Origin of the sequence: Acinetobacter sp. IK31, from assembly GCF_035615195.1 — a bacterium.
Taxonomy (GTDB): Bacteria; Pseudomonadota; Gammaproteobacteria; order Pseudomonadales; family Moraxellaceae; genus Acinetobacter; species Acinetobacter calcoaceticus_C.
Genome location: NZ_JANBOB010000011.1, coordinates 36232 through 54130, shown reverse-complemented (window position 1 = coordinate 54130; position 17899 = coordinate 36232). Strand labels below are relative to the sequence as shown.

Annotated in this window: 14 protein-coding genes; 11 read left to right on the top strand and 3 right to left on the bottom strand. The window is 36.8% G+C overall.

Translation table 11 applies throughout. From position 1 onward, the window contains the following. Positions 1 to 23: 23 nt before the first annotated feature. Both MSG66_RS06570 and MSG66_RS06565 read right to left on the bottom strand, forming a co-directional pair. A complete protein-coding gene (locus MSG66_RS06570; protein ID WP_324653089.1) occupies positions 24 to 1181 on the bottom strand; it encodes a hypothetical protein in 1158 nt (385 codons plus the stop codon). A gap of 150 nt (positions 1182 to 1331) precedes the next feature. Next, the gene (locus tag MSG66_RS06565) at positions 1332 to 1589 is read right to left on the bottom strand and encodes a hypothetical protein (protein WP_042896973.1); all 258 of its coding nucleotides are present in this window, start codon (positions 1587 to 1589) and stop codon (positions 1332 to 1334) included. Positions 1590 to 1908: 319 nt separating this feature from the next. Here MSG66_RS06565 and pepN point away from each other — a divergent pair, with 319 nt between their 5' ends. The 11 genes from pepN to MSG66_RS06510 all read left to right on the top strand — a co-directional run bounded on the left by pepN (position 1909) and on the right by MSG66_RS06510 (position 15141). Next, positions 1909 to 4515, top strand: coding sequence for an aminopeptidase N (gene pepN, locus MSG66_RS06560; RefSeq protein ID WP_324653086.1), 2607 nt, complete (start codon positions 1909 to 1911; stop codon positions 4513 to 4515). A gap of 585 nt (positions 4516 to 5100) precedes the next feature. Further along, complete coding sequence (locus MSG66_RS06555) at positions 5101 to 5637, top strand: spore coat U domain-containing protein (RefSeq protein WP_197731001.1); 537 nt, start codon at positions 5101 to 5103, stop codon at positions 5635 to 5637. 73 nt (positions 5638 to 5710) lie between these two features. After that, positions 5711 to 6415: a molecular chaperone gene (locus MSG66_RS06550; RefSeq protein WP_324653082.1), complete on the top strand. Its 705-nt coding sequence runs from the start codon at positions 5711 to 5713 to the stop codon at positions 6413 to 6415. Positions 6416 to 6424: 9 nt separating this feature from the next. After that, positions 6425 to 8884 carry a fimbria/pilus outer membrane usher protein gene (locus tag MSG66_RS06545; protein WP_324653080.1) on the top strand — a complete coding sequence of 820 codons (2460 nt, stop codon included), beginning with the start codon at positions 6425 to 6427 and terminating at the stop codon, positions 8882 to 8884. After that, positions 8875 to 9894: a spore coat U domain-containing protein gene (locus MSG66_RS06540; RefSeq protein WP_324653078.1), complete on the top strand. Its 1020-nt coding sequence runs from the start codon at positions 8875 to 8877 to the stop codon at positions 9892 to 9894. Before MSG66_RS06545 ends, MSG66_RS06540 begins: the two co-directional genes overlap by 10 nt. A 230-nt stretch (positions 9895 to 10124) precedes the next feature. Continuing rightward, the gene (locus MSG66_RS06535) at positions 10125 to 10811 is read left to right on the top strand and encodes a glutathione S-transferase family protein (RefSeq protein WP_324653076.1); all 687 of its coding nucleotides are present in this window, start codon (positions 10125 to 10127) and stop codon (positions 10809 to 10811) included. 7 nt (positions 10812 to 10818) lie between these two features. After that, positions 10819 to 11580: an SDR family NAD(P)-dependent oxidoreductase gene (locus MSG66_RS06530; RefSeq protein WP_324653075.1), complete on the top strand. Its 762-nt coding sequence runs from the start codon at positions 10819 to 10821 to the stop codon at positions 11578 to 11580. 9 nt (positions 11581 to 11589) lie between these two features. Next, the gene (locus MSG66_RS06525; protein WP_324653073.1) at positions 11590 to 12273 is read left to right on the top strand and encodes an SDR family NAD(P)-dependent oxidoreductase; all 684 of its coding nucleotides are present in this window, start codon (positions 11590 to 11592) and stop codon (positions 12271 to 12273) included. A gap of 78 nt (positions 12274 to 12351) precedes the next feature. After that, entirely contained in the window at positions 12352 to 12909 is a 558-nt protein-coding gene (locus tag MSG66_RS06520; RefSeq protein WP_324653071.1) for a chorismate mutase, read from the top strand. 49 nt (positions 12910 to 12958) lie between these two features. Next, complete coding sequence (locus MSG66_RS06515) at positions 12959 to 13978, top strand: hypothetical protein (RefSeq protein WP_133972883.1); 1020 nt, start codon at positions 12959 to 12961, stop codon at positions 13976 to 13978. A 611-nt stretch (positions 13979 to 14589) separates the two neighbouring features. Beyond that, positions 14590 to 15141 carry a TetR/AcrR family transcriptional regulator gene (locus MSG66_RS06510; protein ID WP_133972887.1) on the top strand — a complete coding sequence of 184 codons (552 nt, stop codon included), beginning with the start codon at positions 14590 to 14592 and terminating at the stop codon, positions 15139 to 15141. 76 nt (positions 15142 to 15217) lie between these two features. Here the strand turns inward: MSG66_RS06510 and MSG66_RS06505 are convergent, their stop codons facing one another. After that, positions 15218 to 17410, bottom strand: coding sequence for a TonB-dependent siderophore receptor (locus MSG66_RS06505; RefSeq protein WP_324653068.1), 2193 nt, complete (start codon positions 17408 to 17410; stop codon positions 15218 to 15220). Positions 17411 to 17899 lie beyond the last annotated feature (489 nt).

Genomic DNA, 17899 nt, shown 5'->3' with positions numbered 1-17899 from the left:
ATTAAGCCAAAGTGATTATAAATTTAGTGGGTAAAATAGTGATCTTGATGCTTACATTTTTGGCAAATCAATGAAACATAATCTGCTGCATCATAGTCAACGCTTAAGTCATTTGAACCACAATACATACAACGTTTGACAGAATAAAAATTTAAACGTGGTTCAATTTTTCGCCATGCTTTCCATACAGGCTGTACAAATATTTGTTCGTCGTAACCTAAGAAACGGTTAAGCAGAATGTGGCTCATTTTACTATAGGGAATATTGTGCGGACGAGGCAGCATTGACGTTTCCCACTTTTCGGTCACGGCTCTTTCGCGATATTGTTCTAAAGTCTTCTTTAATAGATTCGTGTTAATAAATTTATCATTGCGAGTTTGCAAGGCTTTTTGCTTATAAAGATATTCAAGCGCGGTTTGTACAAGATAATAAATTTGTCCAATTGCCAATGAATCCATTAAACGATAACAAAAGCTTTGAAAATTTGAATTTCCAGCAATCTGGATGCCCCAAGTTCGACAATAGAATTGCATAAACTGAATAATTTCTTGATAGAGCACCTGAAAAAGTACGTCTTTAACTTCATCTGCACTACGAAAAGGAATACCAAAGCTTAAATTTTCATAAAACCAATTACGTAACTGTTGAGCCACACTAAATAAACTTGGATCGCTGTAGCCATCTAAACGAATATTTAAGTGAAAACATTGTGGGTCATCAGTTTGGTCATTTGCATTCAAAATGCCATCTTTATGCATCTGTTTAATTAAATAGTTCTGAAACATCCAGTTAGGCGTGATGTGATGGTATTTAATTTTATCCCAATGAATATATTCATCATGAGCGATGTCTTCACGGGCATATTCGTCTAAAAGACTCAGCAAGAAAAGTTTATGTAAGAAACTGAGCTGTTCCAGACTGCGTTGTGGCTGCTCTTTTGATTTAAATTGGCGTTGTTCTTGTAAGCGTGTTTGTTGTAAAAGCTTTTTCCGTTGTTTAGTACACGTTTCACAGTGGCAAGTCATCCTTTCATCTTTAAATATGCGGTGCTGACAATGACTGCATTCATGAAATTGAATGTCTTGTTCAAATTGCTCGGCATCTACCCAGTACATTGAAGCTTGGCAGAGAGGACAATGGCTACTTTCATCCAGTTGTTTCTGTAGAATTTGTAAGGCCATTTTGCTCCGAACATAAAATAAAAATGATGGGGCTATTATACACAGGCGCACTGTATATGGCTGAGATTGCTAGTTTCGTTTGTTATTAAAATAAAAAGACCTAAAATTTATGTAGAAATTTTAGGTCTTTATTGAGAGTTAAATAGTTAATTAAACAGGGCACGGCAAGTTCTCATCGTTCTGTCCAAGTTTTTTGGCATTAATAAGTGCCTGCACTTTTTTACTTGGTAATTTTACTTTACCTAGTGCATCGTAGGTATTCACAATGGTCGTAACCTCCTGAGTCGTCATAGAAATACCTTCCGCAGATAAGAACACGGCAATCACATGGTGATCGAGTCCTGCTGAAGATAGATCATGAATAGCTTTAATATTTTCTAAACGATGAAAATGTGCTTTTAATTCCATGTTGACACCTCTTGCTCTTATTGAAATACCCATATTGGTCTAGTTGATTAGGCAAGAACCATGCCCAAAATGTAAGCTGACTCTAAAAAATGTTAAAAGCTAAAGGTGTTTTATTTTTATTGTATAGATTGCTTATATAAACAACGATTGTCGTAAATTTGGTCTAATCTGTGCTAATAAAACAAGATTCTAATTTGAAATGTATAAATGAAGTCCCATTAATTTCATAAAGGTAATTAAATACAGTATGTATGACTTGGCGTATGATATTTCATGGCGACTCATACTACCGTTTTAGACGAGTATATAAGGAATAAAGATGAATATTGCGGCGCAGCCTCCAGTTCAGGCAGATCAAACAGTTTATTTAAAAGATTATCAAAAACCTGCGTTCTTGGTTGAATCAATTAATCTAGATATTCAAGTATATGATGACAAAACAATTGTTGATTCAACACTGGTCATGAAGCGCCAAACTGAGGGTGATCTGGTTTTGCTAGGCCGTGATCTTGAGCTGCAATCTGTTCAGCTAAATGGTCAAATTCTTACTTCTGCACAATATTCACTCGATAGTGAGCAACTGGTGATCACTGATGCACCAGATGAAGTCATTTTACAAATACAAGTCATTATTCATCCTGAAACGAATACTCAATTAGAAGGCTTATATAAAGCAGATGACTTGTTTGTAACGCAGAATGAACCTGAAGGCTTCCGTAAAATCACATTCTATCCAGACCGTCCAGACGTACTTTCTGTATTTACTACACGTGTAGAAGCAGACAAAAAATATCCAGTGTTACTTGCCAATGGTAATTTGCTTGAAACGGGTGAGGTAGGTGAAAACCGCCACTTTGCAATCTGGCAAGACCCAACCAAAAAGCCAAGCTATTTGTTCGCTTGTGTCATTGGTGATTTAGCAGTTCTTAAAGATCGCTATACGACTTCTGAAGGGCGCGATGTTGCTTTAGAAATTTATGCAATTGAGAAAGACATTCCAAAATGCCATATCGCAATGGAAGCATTAAAGCATTCTATGCGTTGGGATGAAGAACACTATGGCCGCGCCTACGACCTCGACAACTATATGATTGTTGCGGTAAGTCAGTTCAACATGGGCGCAATGGAAAATAAAGGTTTAAATATCTTTAATACTTCATGTGTGCTTGCTGATGAAGAATACACAACTGACGCTGCAATTATGCGTGTACAGTCTGTGATTGCCCATGAATATTTCCATAACTGGACAGGGAACCGTATTACTTGCCGTGACTGGTTCCAGCTCTGCTTAAAAGAAGGTTTAACCGTATTCCGTGATCAGTCTTTCTCTGAAGATTTACAATCTGCTGCTGTTCAACGTATTGATGATGTAGCTGTGCTTAAATCACATCAGTTCCCTGAAGATGCAGGTCCATTATCGCACCCACCACGTCCAGATCACTTTGTCGAAATTAATAACTTCTATACAGCTACTGTTTATGAAAAAGGTGCGGAAATTAACCGCATGATGTCGACCTTGTTAGGTAAAGAAAAATACCGTCAGGGAACCGATGAATATTTCCGCCGTCATGATGGACAAGCCGTGACTGTAGAAGATTGGGTTGCCGCGTTAACTGCTGGCTCAGGTGTCGATTTATCTGCATTCTTAACTTGGTATAACCAGCCTGGAACACCAAAGCTTGTAGCAAAAGGTGAATATGATGCAGTCGCTCAAACGTATCGTTTAAGCTTTAAACAGAGTTTAAAAGCGCATCCTAAATATCCAAATTTAAAAGCTGTGCCAATTCCTGTGGCATTGGCACTGTTTAATGCAAAAACAGGCGAGCAATATACATTGCATAGTGAAAGCTTGTTTGTAAACGATGTTAAAGATGGCGTGTATTTGTTTGACCAAGATGAGGCAATCATTGAGTTTACAGGTGTGACTGATCAACCAGTTGTTTCGCTACTCCGTAATTTCTCTGCACCCGTAAATCTTGTATTTAATTATACTGATGACGAGTTAGCTTTCTTAATTCAGCACGAAACAAACGGCTTTAACCAATGGCAAGCAACGCAAACTTTGCTTGAACGTATTTTGCTAGACGACCATTCTGCTGATGCATACATTCAGGCAATTCAACGTACTTTGCCTGAGTTAGTCGGTCGCGACCCGCTATTGGCATCGCGTTTGTTTGATGTACCAAGCGAAGGTTATTTGGGTAGTCGTATCGATCAGAACTATGCACCAGCTGATATTCATGTAAAACGTGAAGCATTGCTCAATCGTTTAGCACAAGAGTTGGGTTCATTCTGGAAAGATACTTACCTTACACTTGACCCAGATCTGCAAAAAGAATTTTCTTTGGCAATGGGTGTGCGTGCGTTAAAGAACATTATGCTGATGATGATGGCTCGTCAGGGGGATCAAACTGCATTTGAACTCGCACATGTGCAATATCAGAACACAGGTAATATGTCTGAACGATTAGGTGCGCTACGTGTACTTGTTTGGCAAAATGCACCTCAAGCTCAAGATGCGCTTGCTGATTTTTATGACCGTTTTAAAGATGAAGCTTTATCTTTAGATCAGTGGTTTATGATTCAGGCAGCAAACCCAAATGCGACAACAGAAACAATTGAGTATTTAACTCAACATCCGGACTATGATTTAACAACGCCAAACCGTATTCGTGCGGTGAGTGGAGGGTTGTCAAATAACCCTGAAAACACGTGGGGTTTTGGTATAGCTCACTTCATTAATCTTGCACAATATCTTGATGAAAAGAATCCGATTTTAGGGTCTCGTTTACTACAGGTATTATCTCGTTGGTATACATTGGCAGAACCTCAGCGGACTCAAGTGCAACAGGCTTTGCAAGCATTACAGCCTAAAGTGAAGTCGAAAAACGTCTCTGAAACTTTAAATAGTATGTTGAGCATTTAATTAGGTTTAAATATAAAAATAAAGGTCTCGTAAGAGGCCTTTATTTTTATATATCTCTATAAAGATTTATAGCTTCAAAAAAATAATTGTCCTTATAGATGGTTCATCTCTAACGCTGCTGCTCATCATTTTATTTTTACTTAATTTATAATCTTTAATAGCTTATTTTAAATATATCTTTAAATGAGATGGGTAAAATTAAAAATTAGGTAGAATGACAATATAAAAAATAACTAATAAAATTTATAATTAGCCTTACTTTTATAAAATTAGCTAAATTTTTGACATATTTACTTAAATTTTACTTAATAAATTTTGTAAAGGGTTTATTTAAGTTATTAAAATCAAATGATTGGATTTTTTTAATGTTGGTTTTTGTAGTCAGGAGGTTAATTTGAGTAATTATATTCTATTAATTGGAAATTAAAATAATAATAAGATCATACATTTTCATTGTTTTTATGTATGATGTTTAAAAATAGGGTAAAAAATAAACTTTAAAAGGAGCAGTCAAATAAAAATGATTGTAAGAATAAGTACCAAATTTTTATATCTATTAATTTTAACAATTTAATTTAAAAGGTTTTGACTATGAAAAAGATTTTTTTTCATTTATCAGTAATTGCTGTAGGACTATTTTCTCTCAATACAGCAAATGCTGCGACAGCAACAGGTACATTAACTGTTAGAGCTACAGTAACCAATAGTTGTGTCCTCAATACTTCCGCAACAGGCACCACGACAAATGCTGTTCTAGACTTTGGTACTTTAAGTTCTATTGCGAGTAATGTGGATGCTGATACGACAACGACTGGCGGCACACCAATCACAGTGTTATGTAATAACACTGTGCCATGGGCATTGTCATTCGATGGCGGCCAAAATGTTCTATCGACTCAACGTCGTATGATTGGCGGTGCGACAACTACTGAATATATTCCCTATAACCTTTTTTCTGACACAGGTCGTTCAACAGCGATTGGCATCGCAACGACAGCTTATAGTGGAACGGGTACAGGTAACGTTCAGACCGTGAATGTTTATGGCCGTATTCCTGCTGGGACGACTTTACCAAGTGCCGGTAGTTATGTTGATACAGTTACAGTGACAGTAACTTATTAACTTTTATAAATTAAATATGTTGTTAGCCCTTTTTGAAGGGCTAATATATTAAAAATAGAAATTCGAGTAAAACATGAAAAAAAATATCTTTATTATTGCAGGCTTAGTCTTGTCTTTATCTAGCACGGTTGATGCAGCTACAATTCGCCTTTCACCTGTAACTGTGGAACTTTTAAGTAATCAAAATGCATCTTCTTTAAGTCTTTATAATCAATCGAGTGAAAGTACTGATTTACAGGTACGTGTATTTGAATGGAATCAAAAGAATGGACAAGACCAACTCATACCTACCGATGAGATTGCTGTCAGCCCGCCATTTTTAAAATTAAAGCCTAATGATTCTTATAATCTACGTGTAGTCAGAATTAACCCTAAACCTGTTTCTGGCGAAAAAACCTACCGTATTATTATTGATGAGTTACCTAAGCCTGTAGATAGCCGTAAAGCTGATCAAGGTATAAATGTATTGCTACGTTCGTCATTACCTGTGTTTGTGGTGAATAAGGATGCAATAACCAAATTAAGTTGGAAAATTGATGCAAATCAAAAAGCACCATCTTTAAATATGAGTAATATCGGAAATCGACATGCACTTTTAAATAATTTAACACTTGTAGATGCAACAGCAAATAAAAGTTATCCCATTCAAGTAAATACAATAAATGGTTATATTCTTGCGGAACAGACACGCAGCTACACTATTAATAATTTTACATATCAGCCAAATCATAAATACAGTGTTTCTCTAACAGTGAATGGTAAGAAAATCACACTTTAAGAGGCTTATATGAAATATATTATAGGTGTCTTATGTGTTGCATATTTTCCTGTCCATTCTTTTGCTGAACAATTACAAGATAGTACAAATACTTCAGTTGCCCGTATTCCCAACTCTATAGGTAGCAAAAATAAAAATGCACAGGTAAACATGAATGATCTAGAGCCAGTTAATAATTTCACTCAGCTTTTTCTCAATGTTTCTATTAATGCTAATACTTTTGAAGATTTAGTTGTTGTAAAGCAATCTAAGGATGGGAAATTATATATCCGGCCCAATGAATTAAAAAAATTAAGAGTTAAAGTGGATGAGAATATTGCTGATACCCAGTGGGTAAGTCTTAATGAACTTAAAGGTGTTCAGTTTAAATATCTGGAAAATGAGCAGTCTCTAAACTTACAAGTTCCTTCAAGCATGTTGACGGGCTATGCAGTTGACTTAAATGGTCAACAGCTCACAAGCCCTCATTTACTCAAAATGAAACCCTTAAACGCTGCCATTCTGAACTATAGCCTCTACCACACCCTGACCAATGACGAGAATGTTTTCTCCGGTTCGGCAGAAGGGATCTTTAATAGCGCAATCGGTAACTTTTCATCAGGTGTTTTATATAACGGTAGTAATGAAAATAGTTATAGCCATGAAAAGTGGGTACGTCTGGAAAGTAAGTGGCAATATGTCGACCCTGAAAAGGTCAGGATATATACCTTAGGAGACTTTATTTCCAATAGTTCGGATTGGGGAAATAGCGTACGTCTGGCAGGTTTTCAGTGGTCGAGTGCCTACACTCAACGAGGTGATATTGTCACTTCGGCATTACCGCAATTTTCTGGCTCGGCTGCATTACCTTCGACTTTAGATTTATATGTCAACCAGCAAAAAATTTATTCAGGATTAGTGCCTTCAGGGCCGTTTGACGTTAAACAGCTCCCGTTTATTTCCGGAAATGAAGTCACGCTTGTGACCACCGATGCGACGGGTCAGCAGAGCATTACCAAACAGGCTTACTATTTTTCATCTAAAATTTTAGCTAAAGGCATTAATGAGTTTTCAGTAGATGTCGGGGTTCCACGTTATAACTTTGGACTGTATTCAAACGATTATGATGATGCCACCTTCGCTTCGGGTGCGATCCGATACGGCTATAGTAACTCACTGACCTTAAGTGGTGGTGCAGAGGCTTCAACAGATGGGCTATCAAATCTGGGCACTGGCTTTGCCAAGAACCTGTTTGGTATAGGGGTAGTCAATGCTGATATTGCAGCGAGCCAGTATAAAGATGAAAACGGTTATTCTGCCTTAGTTGGTTTAGAAGGGCGTATCAGTAAGAATATTTCGTTTAATACCAGTTACCGCAAAGTATTTGATAACTACTTTGACCTTGCCCGTGTGTCTCAAATTCGATATTTAAAAGATAACCAGAGCGATGCTGAACCCAAAAACTATCTGAGCTACAGCGCACTGGCAGATGAGATTTTTAGAGCAGGGATTAACTATAATTTTTATTCAGGCTATGGGGCTTATCTAGGTTATAACCAGATTAAATTTAGTGATAACTCTTATAAGTTATTGTCTGCCAATTTAAGCGGAAGCCTGAACAAGAACTGGGGATTTTATACTTCAGCGTATAAAGATTATGAAAACCACAAAGACTATGGCATTTATTTTGCGCTGCGTTATACACCGTCTACCCGAGTTAATGCGATTACAAGTGTTTCTAGTGATAGCGGCAGGTTGAGTTATCGCCAAGAAATATTTGGTTTATCAGAACCACAAATCGGTGCATTTGGATGGGGTGGCTATGTTGAGCGTGATCAGGATGCCAATCAAAACAATGCATCGGTCTATGCCTCTTATCGTGCCCGTGCTGCTTACCTGACAGGTCGATATAACCGAATTGGGGATAACGATCAAGTTGCACTTTCAGCGACGGGATCGTTGGTTGCGGCAGCAGGACGAATTTTTGCGGCCAATGAAATTGGAGACGGTTATGCGGTTGTGACTAATGCTGGACCGCAAAGCCAAATTCTAAATGGTGGAGTCAATTTAGGCGTAACTGATAAGTCTGGAAGATTTCTGATTCCTAGTTTAATGCCATATAAAGAGAATCATATTTATTTAGATCCGTCGTATCTTCCTTTAAATTGGAGCGTTAAATCTACAGATCAAAAAACGGTGGTAGGTTATCGCCAAGGCACTCTGGTTGACTTTGGTGCTCATCAGGTCATTTCAGGGTTAGTAAAACTTGTTGATTCGAGTAACTCATCTTTATTACCGGGTTATACAGTTCGAATTAATGGCCAAGAAGATGGAGTACTGGGTTACGACGGTGAAGTATTTATTCCAAACCTATTAAAGCAAAACAAACTTGAAGTAGATCTTCTGGATCATGGTTCATGCCAAGTTGACTTCACCTATAACAGTAATCAGTACTCAACTAAAAAATTGGGACCTTACGTATGTCGCTAAATATTATGAATAAGACTCAAATAGAGAGCTACAAGAAATTTTCATTATTTTTAAAATACTTCATAGGTATGAGCTTATTTTATTTTGTTTATGCACTTTTTAGTCCTGCACAAGCCGCTTGTACAGTAAGCGGAACAACCAATAATACTTTTACCTACACGGCAGCAAATATTAATAATGATGCAACCGTAAACCTTTCAGGCACAATTACTTGCACGAATTTAGGACTTCCCCAGATTTCTAATTTCATGTGTATGAAAACCGTATTTACTGGAACCACAAATGCTCATAATAGTGTTTCATTACCTTATACCGTCACTGCAACTGTGGGTGGGGCTGGGTCTTCTAGCACAAACCAAACTTCGAATGTCTGGTACGGCCCAGTGAGAACCGTCGCTTCAAATAATATTATTAGTTACTCGGTGAATGTAAAAGTACCAGCCCGAACGGGGTCCCTCATTGCATATCCTCAAGGGATATATACGGCTTCGGTTCGGTTGTATTGGGATATGGATCTTTTGGGTTTATCATGTGGTGATTTAATTGGTGGCTGGGATTCAGGCGATACGTTACTAACAGCAAACTTTGTGGTACCAAGTTTGTGTCAATTAAACTCAACTTCAACTGTAGATTTTGGCAATATTAATGATATTAGTACGACTAAGCGTGATTACACTGCGCAAGGGGCTGTAAATTCGACCTGTAATTATGGAACGCCATATAGCATTTATTTAGGAGATGGCAATAACCGTATAAGCGGTGGATTTAGGCGTATGACCAATGCTAATAATGAATATATTCCCTATCAGTTATATAAAGATTCTAACTATAGTACGGTGTGGGATGCTACAGGCGGTGTAACCGCAATTGGAGGTTCTGGAGGTGTTTCTAAAACAGGAACAGGTAGCGCTCAAACCACCACCGTTTATGGAAAGATTCCGCAAGGTACTTCCATCGCAAGTACACCAGGAAACTATTCGGATAGTGTTGTTGTTACAGTAACTTATTAATTTATCGAGTCTATACACGGTTCTATTTTTATAACATGGTGCCGTGTAATTTTAATTATATTCAGTGAAATTAGCCGAGCATAAAACGATATAAATCAAATAATTTTAGTTTTTAAAAACTTGTTCGTCATTAAAAATAGTTTGACTTAAAAATGCATACTGTATATTTATTGATTGGTTCTAAAAAAGAACTAGTAAGTAAAATAGGCAATTAAAATAAAGGTAAAGAAATGTCGGATATTATTTTGCATCAATGGGAGATTTCCCCATTTTGTCAAAAAGTTTCAAGAATTTTGAAATTTAAAGGAATTTCATTTGAAATAGTTAACTATAACGGCATTTTAGGGGCTAAAGTTCCTTTACTCAGTAAAGTAGGTAAGGTCCCTGTAATTGACCATAATGGACAGCGGATACAAGACAGTACTCAAATTGCCCGTTACCTAGAAGAAACCTACCCAAACACCCCTCGACTTTATCCGGCAGATCCAAATCAAAAGGCACTTGCAGAGTTGTGGGAGGACTGGGCAGATGAATCTCTTTATTTTTATGAAGTCTATTTACGTGTAAATGATCCAGAAGCGTTAGATGAAGCAATTCGTATTAGCAGTATCGGTCGCCCAGCATATGAAAAGCCTATAGTAAAAGGATTTATTTTAGCTGAATTAAAAACACAGCTTTTCTTTCAGGGCCTTGGCCGAATGAAAGCTGAACATATTGAAGCAGAGTTTAGAAGACACTTAGGCCGTATTGAACAAGTTTTATCACAAAGTGAATGGTTAGTTGGAGATTCACAGACAATTGCAGACATTGCTGTTGTCGCTCAACTCGGTGAAGTGATTCGTACAAGCAAAAAATTTCGTAAAGAAATTTTGGATCGTCCGTTTATTGCATTATGGTATAAAAAACAAACAGGGTGAAACGACCATGACATTAGCAACACCAGATAAAAAATTAGATTGTGTAGTTGTTATTGGCGTTGGGGCATCACAAGGTATTGGTGCAGCCGTGAGCCATCGTTTTGCAAAAGAAGGCCTAAAAGTTTATGTCGCTGGGCGTACTTTCCAGAAAATTGAAACAGTGGCTGCCGAAATCCATTCGAAAGGTGGTAATGCTGTCGCATTTCGTTTGGATGCAGAAGATGTAAAACAAGTACAGGCCTTGTTTGACACAATCACCAGTCAAAATGAGCGCATTACCGCTGTCATTCATAATGTGGGAGGGAATATTCCCTCAATTTTTTTACGTAGTCCGCTGTCATTTTTTACTCAAATGTGGCAATCCACTTTTTTATCAGCTTATTTAGTTTCTCAAAGCTGTCTAAAAATCTTTAAAGATCAAAACCACGGTACGCTTATTTTTACTGGGGCGAGTGCGTCTTTGCGCGGGAAACCTTTTTTTGCAGCCTTTACGATGGGTAAATCTGCCTTAAGAGCTTATGCCTTAAATCTAGCTCAAATCTATAAATCACAAAGCATCCATATTGCTCATGTGATTATTGATGGAATGGTCGATGGCGATAGAGTCAATAAGGCATTATTTGGTTTGGGGCGTTTAGCCCGCCTTACACGTGGTACGGGTGGTCTCAATATTGAGGCAATTGCCGAAAACTATTGGATGCTTTACCAACAAATACCTGAGCTTTGGACACATGAGTTAGATTTACGCCCTTATCAAGAAAAATTTTGAGAGACTAAAATGCTAAAAAAAATATGTCAAAGGTTTCAAAAAAAGCAGGGCTGTGTGGTCATTGCTGGTCATGATTTACACCTGATTGAGCGTGACTTTGTAATTCTAGATAAAAATGCACAATTTCCATTACATCTTTATCAAGTTGTGAATGATTCAGCCGAAAAAAATATGCAAGTCCATTCTATAAATGATGGCGTGACAGCAGTTCATTTGAACTTGGTAAATACTGATCATTTCAAAAGTTTGATGCGTTATATTTCCAGTCAAAGACACACAATTGAACTCTGTATGTTTCAGCCGAACTTTTCATCTTCACCAAATATTGAAGCTTTATCTTTAGAAGAGATTGAACACCATTGGCAAACCACAGGTTTAAGTGCGGTGAGTGTCGCGCAAGCTGTGATTAAGCCAATCTTAAAACAGCAGCGGGGCACAGTTATTTTTCTTGGAGCACCGTTTAGCAACTCGACTCATTATGATGTATTAAGCCAAAGCATGTTTGCGGGCGTTCGCGCTTTATCTCAGTCATTGGCAAGAGAGTTTCAACCTAAAGGCATTCATATCGCCTATTGTATGGTTGAGAAATGGGAAGGACAAAACCAACATTTTATTTCATCTGTTAAGCAAGTGTGCCAACACATCTATCAGCAACCTGATTCGGCATGGAGCCAAGAACTTAGCCTATCTTGAAATTTTACTTTCGCATGTTCTTAAAATACAGTACTGATCTGGAATGATGACAGAACAATAATTTCGATAGGTATTTACATGGCAAAAATTAAGAGCGCTCAGCAAGCGGTTAAAGTGGTTTGTACGTTGGTAGCTTTCATGGGTTTTTCTTCATTAGCGCAAGCGTATCAATATAATCAAACTGCCCATTTAATTAATGAGCGCTTATCTTATATGAAGGATGTAGCGGGTTATAAAGCAGAGCAGCATTTGCCGATTGAAGATTTAATTCAAGAAAAGAAAGTTCTTGATCAATCTGTTTCCGAAGCTGAATCTTTTGGTTTAAATAGCGAAACAGTGAAGCCATTTATTGTGACTCAAATGAATGTTGCCAAGGCAATTCAGTACCGATATCGAGCAGACTGGTTGTCGAGTCCGGAAACCAATTGGAAGCCTCAGGATTTACCAGAAGTACGTCTAAAAATTAGTACGTTAAACACTGAACTTCTAAAGAATATTGCCGATCAACTTAAAAAAAATAATAACAAAGCACCTCATAGCTGTGGCTACATGTGGTCTGTTCAGCATCCTCAACTTAAAGAAGCGGATAAGAAGGCTTTATGTGTGGCATTAAATAAAATTAAGTTAAAAGAATGAATTTATTTAAGATAAGTAAAACATTGAATTTATTATCAGGAGAGTTTTTATGAAAAAAACCTCTTCAATATCTTTTCTTTTTAAGAAGAGGTATTTACTGATATTTTTGTTAGTTGCACTCTTTGCTTATGGCAAATACCACAATTACAAAGAAAAGATTCTATTTAGAGAATATTATTTACATCCACCATTGTATAGAGAGATTTGGCCATCTGAATTTGACCCTAATGGAGTCACATTAGATATTCCAGCAAATTATCTTATGGATGCAACTGCTATTTCTGAATCTTCACGAAAGAAAGATCTGGAATTCAGAAAAAAGCAACGATATGAGAGTAATAAAGCCTTATGTGATAGATTTCAATGTACTGAGCTTTTTCAAGTTCTTTTACCTGATTACAAAGGTAAAACATTAGAGAATTTACATATTTTTAATCCTGAATCAATAAGAGCTGATTATGAAATACCTAAGGACTGGCAAGAGTTTTATAAGTATGTAATTTGGTTTTCCTTAAATAGCTGGATACCTAAGAACCATAAAGTGAATGCTAGTGATGCAGAAATTACAATGGGTATAAATTTAAGTTCAGTGTTTCATCCGAAAGAGTATTTTGAAACGCCAAAATTAATTAAATATATACAAACTAAACCAGCTCCAGAATTAGGCTTAACAGAAGTTGTATCACTAGATCCTAATTTACCAGGCGAGTTCTATAAAGTTCTTGTTTATAAGGATTGGCGAAAGAAATATCCTGATGATGTAACAGAGGATTATAATCATTATAAGATTTATTTTAAAAAAGATGCTGATGGAAATATAGCCTCTTATATTAGTTGTAGTACTTTTGCTCGTACTTATTTATTAAGTAAACCAGATCCTGAACAGGCTATTCTAGAAGACTATGCTAAACCAAATCAGCAATACTATTGTAGCCATACTTTTAATGTGAAGGGACTGCCGATGAGTATTACCGCACATTACAGTGATAAGCATTTAGCTGATTGGCAGAATATAGAAAATAATTTAACTCGGCTTATACAGTCATTTCATGTTAAAGAGACTAAGTAAGTTTCAATATTTAAAGCTCTTGTTATTTAAAGAGCTTTTTTTATATCTAATGTTTTGATTCTTTCTTTTTGAACATTGACACCTAAAACCTCTCCGATTATCCTTTGCCTGCTGGCCACATTGCCAGTCGGTTTTAGCAGACCGTTTTCATCTAGATCATCAAAAGAGCAATTTTTTGGTGTCGAACTCGTTCGTCTCCCTTCGTAGCGGTAGGACGGAGGAGGGACGCCTTCGGGCGTGCCGGTTCCTAGATGACTGGTCTGCTAACCCTTCTTCGTTCTGCCACCATAATCATTTAGCAGTGATTTGGTAGAACTTCTATTTTATCTAGGAGTCCGCTATGCGTACCAATTCTTCTTATTTCTTGGCCTTTGCCAAATTCTCACTATTCATACCATTCAACTGGTCTTTAAAACAGTTTAATCGACTCTAGGTTTTCTACACCTTTAGATCATTACGACTAAAAAATCATAGCAACAATAAAACCTGAGATAGGCGAACACACCACTTTTGTGTCGTTTTCACATGCCTGTTTTTAGTGCTCATTTTAAGAGTGACGGCATTTCTATCTCATTTATATACAACAAAAAATTATTTTAAACGGTATATATATGCCAAATTTAGAAGCTTCATTTAGAGCACTACAAGTGCTCCACGCAGCAAAAGATTTATTTAATCAACATGGGTTTTACATCGGGATAGATCGAATTATTGAGGAAGCCAAAATCCCTAAAGCCACTTTTTATAATTACTTTCACTCTAAAGAAAAATTGGTTGAGATGTCTCTGACTTTTCAAAAAGACGCATTAAAACATGAGGTGTTTTCTATTATTCATTCGTACCAAGAACTTATGGTTTTCGATAAGTTAAAGAAAATCTACTTCTTACATGCAGATTTAGAAGGCTTTTATCGTTTGCTATTTAAAGCGATTTTTGAAATTGAAAAGCTTTATCCAGCGGCCTATAAACACGTCATTGACTACCGTAATTGGTTCATTAACGAAATTTATAAGCTGCTTTTAACCGTAAAAGTTACAGCCACAGTTGAAGATGCTTACATGTTTTTATTTGTGATTGATGGGGCAATGGTTCAGCTTTTAAGTGCAAACAAGATCGATGAAAGAGATAAGTTATTAGAATATTTTATGTCGATGTTCGTTTAGATCAATTAATACTCTAGTGTTTAATACCTATAAAAAAGCCCTCCGAAGAGGGCTTTTTTTTCAATTAAATTTAGCTTTAAAAGTCAAAAGATGTTTGTAGATAGAAAGTACGTGGCAGTCCTACATATTTACCGCCCGTAGAGTCTGTTGAGCGAGTAAAGTATTGCTTATCAAAGACGTTTTTGATTCCGCCAGCAATTTTTAAACCTTTAACTTGTGAACTTAAGTCATAAGAGGTACGTAGAGCAAAAGTGGTATAACCTGGAATGTCTCCGTATTTACCGTCCGCAGTTTCTTCTGTTTGATAGAAATCACTATCAGGAACATCTGGTGAATGCTGCTTAGACTGTGCAAACATATCAGCATTTAAAGACCATTTATCCATGGTATAACCTAACCCAACATTACCGACATGACGCGAGTAAAATGGTAGGTCTTTATCTTTAAACTGACCTGCTTCAGCTACTGCTTTGGTAAAAGTATAGTTGCTATATACTTTTAAGCCTTCTAGTGCATCGGATAATTGACCAAAATCGTAACTAATACCTGTTTCAATACCCTTATGGCTGGTCGCACCTAAATCTGTCCAGATTCCGTTATTGCCAGCATCACGTACCAATGAAAGCTCTTTATCAAAATCTAGATAGAACACGGTAAATTCGGCATTTAAACCGTTACCTAAATATTTGGTTCCAATTTCGTAGTTGTTAGACTTCTCTGGGTGTAAACCTTCAGTTGTAGCAGTTGCAGTCGTTCCTTCAAGACGAGCCAACTGGCTGTACTGTTGTGGACCAAACGATACGCCAGCATTAGCAAATATATTCCAGTTTTCATTTGCTGAGTACACGACAGACAAACTTGGTAAAAACTCATCTGAATCAATTTTTGGATAAACTGCGTTCGCTAGACCATTTTTATCATATCCAGTGAAACTATTATGGGTTTCAATTGATTCAAAGCGGACGCCGGGTGTGATCGTCCAACGACCGAGTTCCATACGGTTATCAACATATACCGCATGCGCTTTAGTACCACCCTCACTACTGCTACGTGGAGCAAAATCTGGAACTGCTGCACCTGAACCATAAGATGCGGTACGTCCGGCAAACTCAGAACTTTCTTCTTTTAAGTAGCGATAGCCAACTGTTACTTCATTTTGAGTATTACCAAGTTGATAAATACGTGAGTAACGCGGTTCAATTGCATAGACCTTGTAATCACGCGGAGCAGAATCAAGACGTTTTTGGCCATTCGCTAATATGGTCTCAAGATTACTTGTACGGAAAGAGTCAATGTAATAACTCAGAACTTCAAAATTATTTTTTTCATCTTTATGGCTATAACGTAAAGAGACATCTGTACGTCGACCTGCAAAATAGTTTTTTTCACCAGAAGACTGATAAGGGTTTTCAGCATACTGAGCCTGAGTTAAACCCTCTGGCATTTCGCCTCGACCTTCATAATGATGAAGATTTAAAGCAACTGAATCTTTATCATTAAATTGATAAGCTGACTTTAACATTACATCGTCAATATCAATCTTGTTGTTAGCTTCTCGATATCCATTTCCTTTAGTCCCTGAATATAAGAGAGCAAGGCCTAAACCGTTGTCTAGAGTTCCCCCAACAAAGAGATTAGGGCTAAGTTTTACTTGGTCCGTACCAGATGCATATTCTGAAGTTAAGCTAACAGTTCCACTAAAATCTTGTGGAATTGATCGAGTGGCAAAGTTAATAATTCCGCCTACGTTTTGAGGCCCAAAACGAACTGACCCAGCACCACGTACTACGTCAACTGATTCAATATTACCTATTGAAACGGGTGCTAAAGATAATTGTGGTTGTCCATAAGGAGCAAATGAAAGAGGAATACCATCGACAAGAACTGTTGAGCGTGGTGAAAGACGTGATGCTAAACCACGCACACCAATATTCAATGAAACGTCACTACCACCAGTTCCACTACTATCTTGTGCTTGAACTCCAGGAATTTGCTTTAGGGCTTCTCGAATTGAAGTTGCTGCTGTTTCATCCAAACGCTTGCGGTCAACAATAGTTCGAGCACCAGGGTGTTTGTGAACTGTTTCAGCATTTGCTTCTTCTAACCAGTTACCTTGCGCCTTAATAGTGATGGTTGGTAATGCGCTGGTAGCTGTATCTTCGGCATGTGCTGGAATTGCTAGATAAGTACAAGCAAGTCCGATCGCATAGCTAAGAGTAGAAACTTTGAACTTAAAATTTGGTTGTGAAAGAGCAGATGAGCGTTCCATGTTGATGTATCGAAGTCCTAAACGATAATTATAATCATTATAGCCAAAAAGTAACAAAATTTTATGAAAAGGTTTAATTTTTTCCTTGGAATTTTAAACAATTTCTAAAAAATGAGATTTGATATTAATTTAAAAAGTATGCTTATAATTTTTTATATAAAGAAAAAATTTTAGCAAGATTCAGGTGAACTGTATTTATGTAAAGCTTGCAGAGAGCTCATTGATATGCATACAACCCTCATTCTTAAAGACATTAGAAGTATAAAAGGGTTGGGGTACTTAAAATTAGGTTTTTCTAATAGTTGTAGGAAAAAATCAGCAATAAGTTGAGTTTGAAAGCTATTTGTGTGAAATTGAGAATAATTTAATAAATATTTTTAATAAAAATCAAAAGATTATTAATTTTTTTTGAACAATTGTTATAGTATTTTTATATTAAATTATTGTTTTAATAATCAATAATCATTATTATTCGCGCTAATATTTACA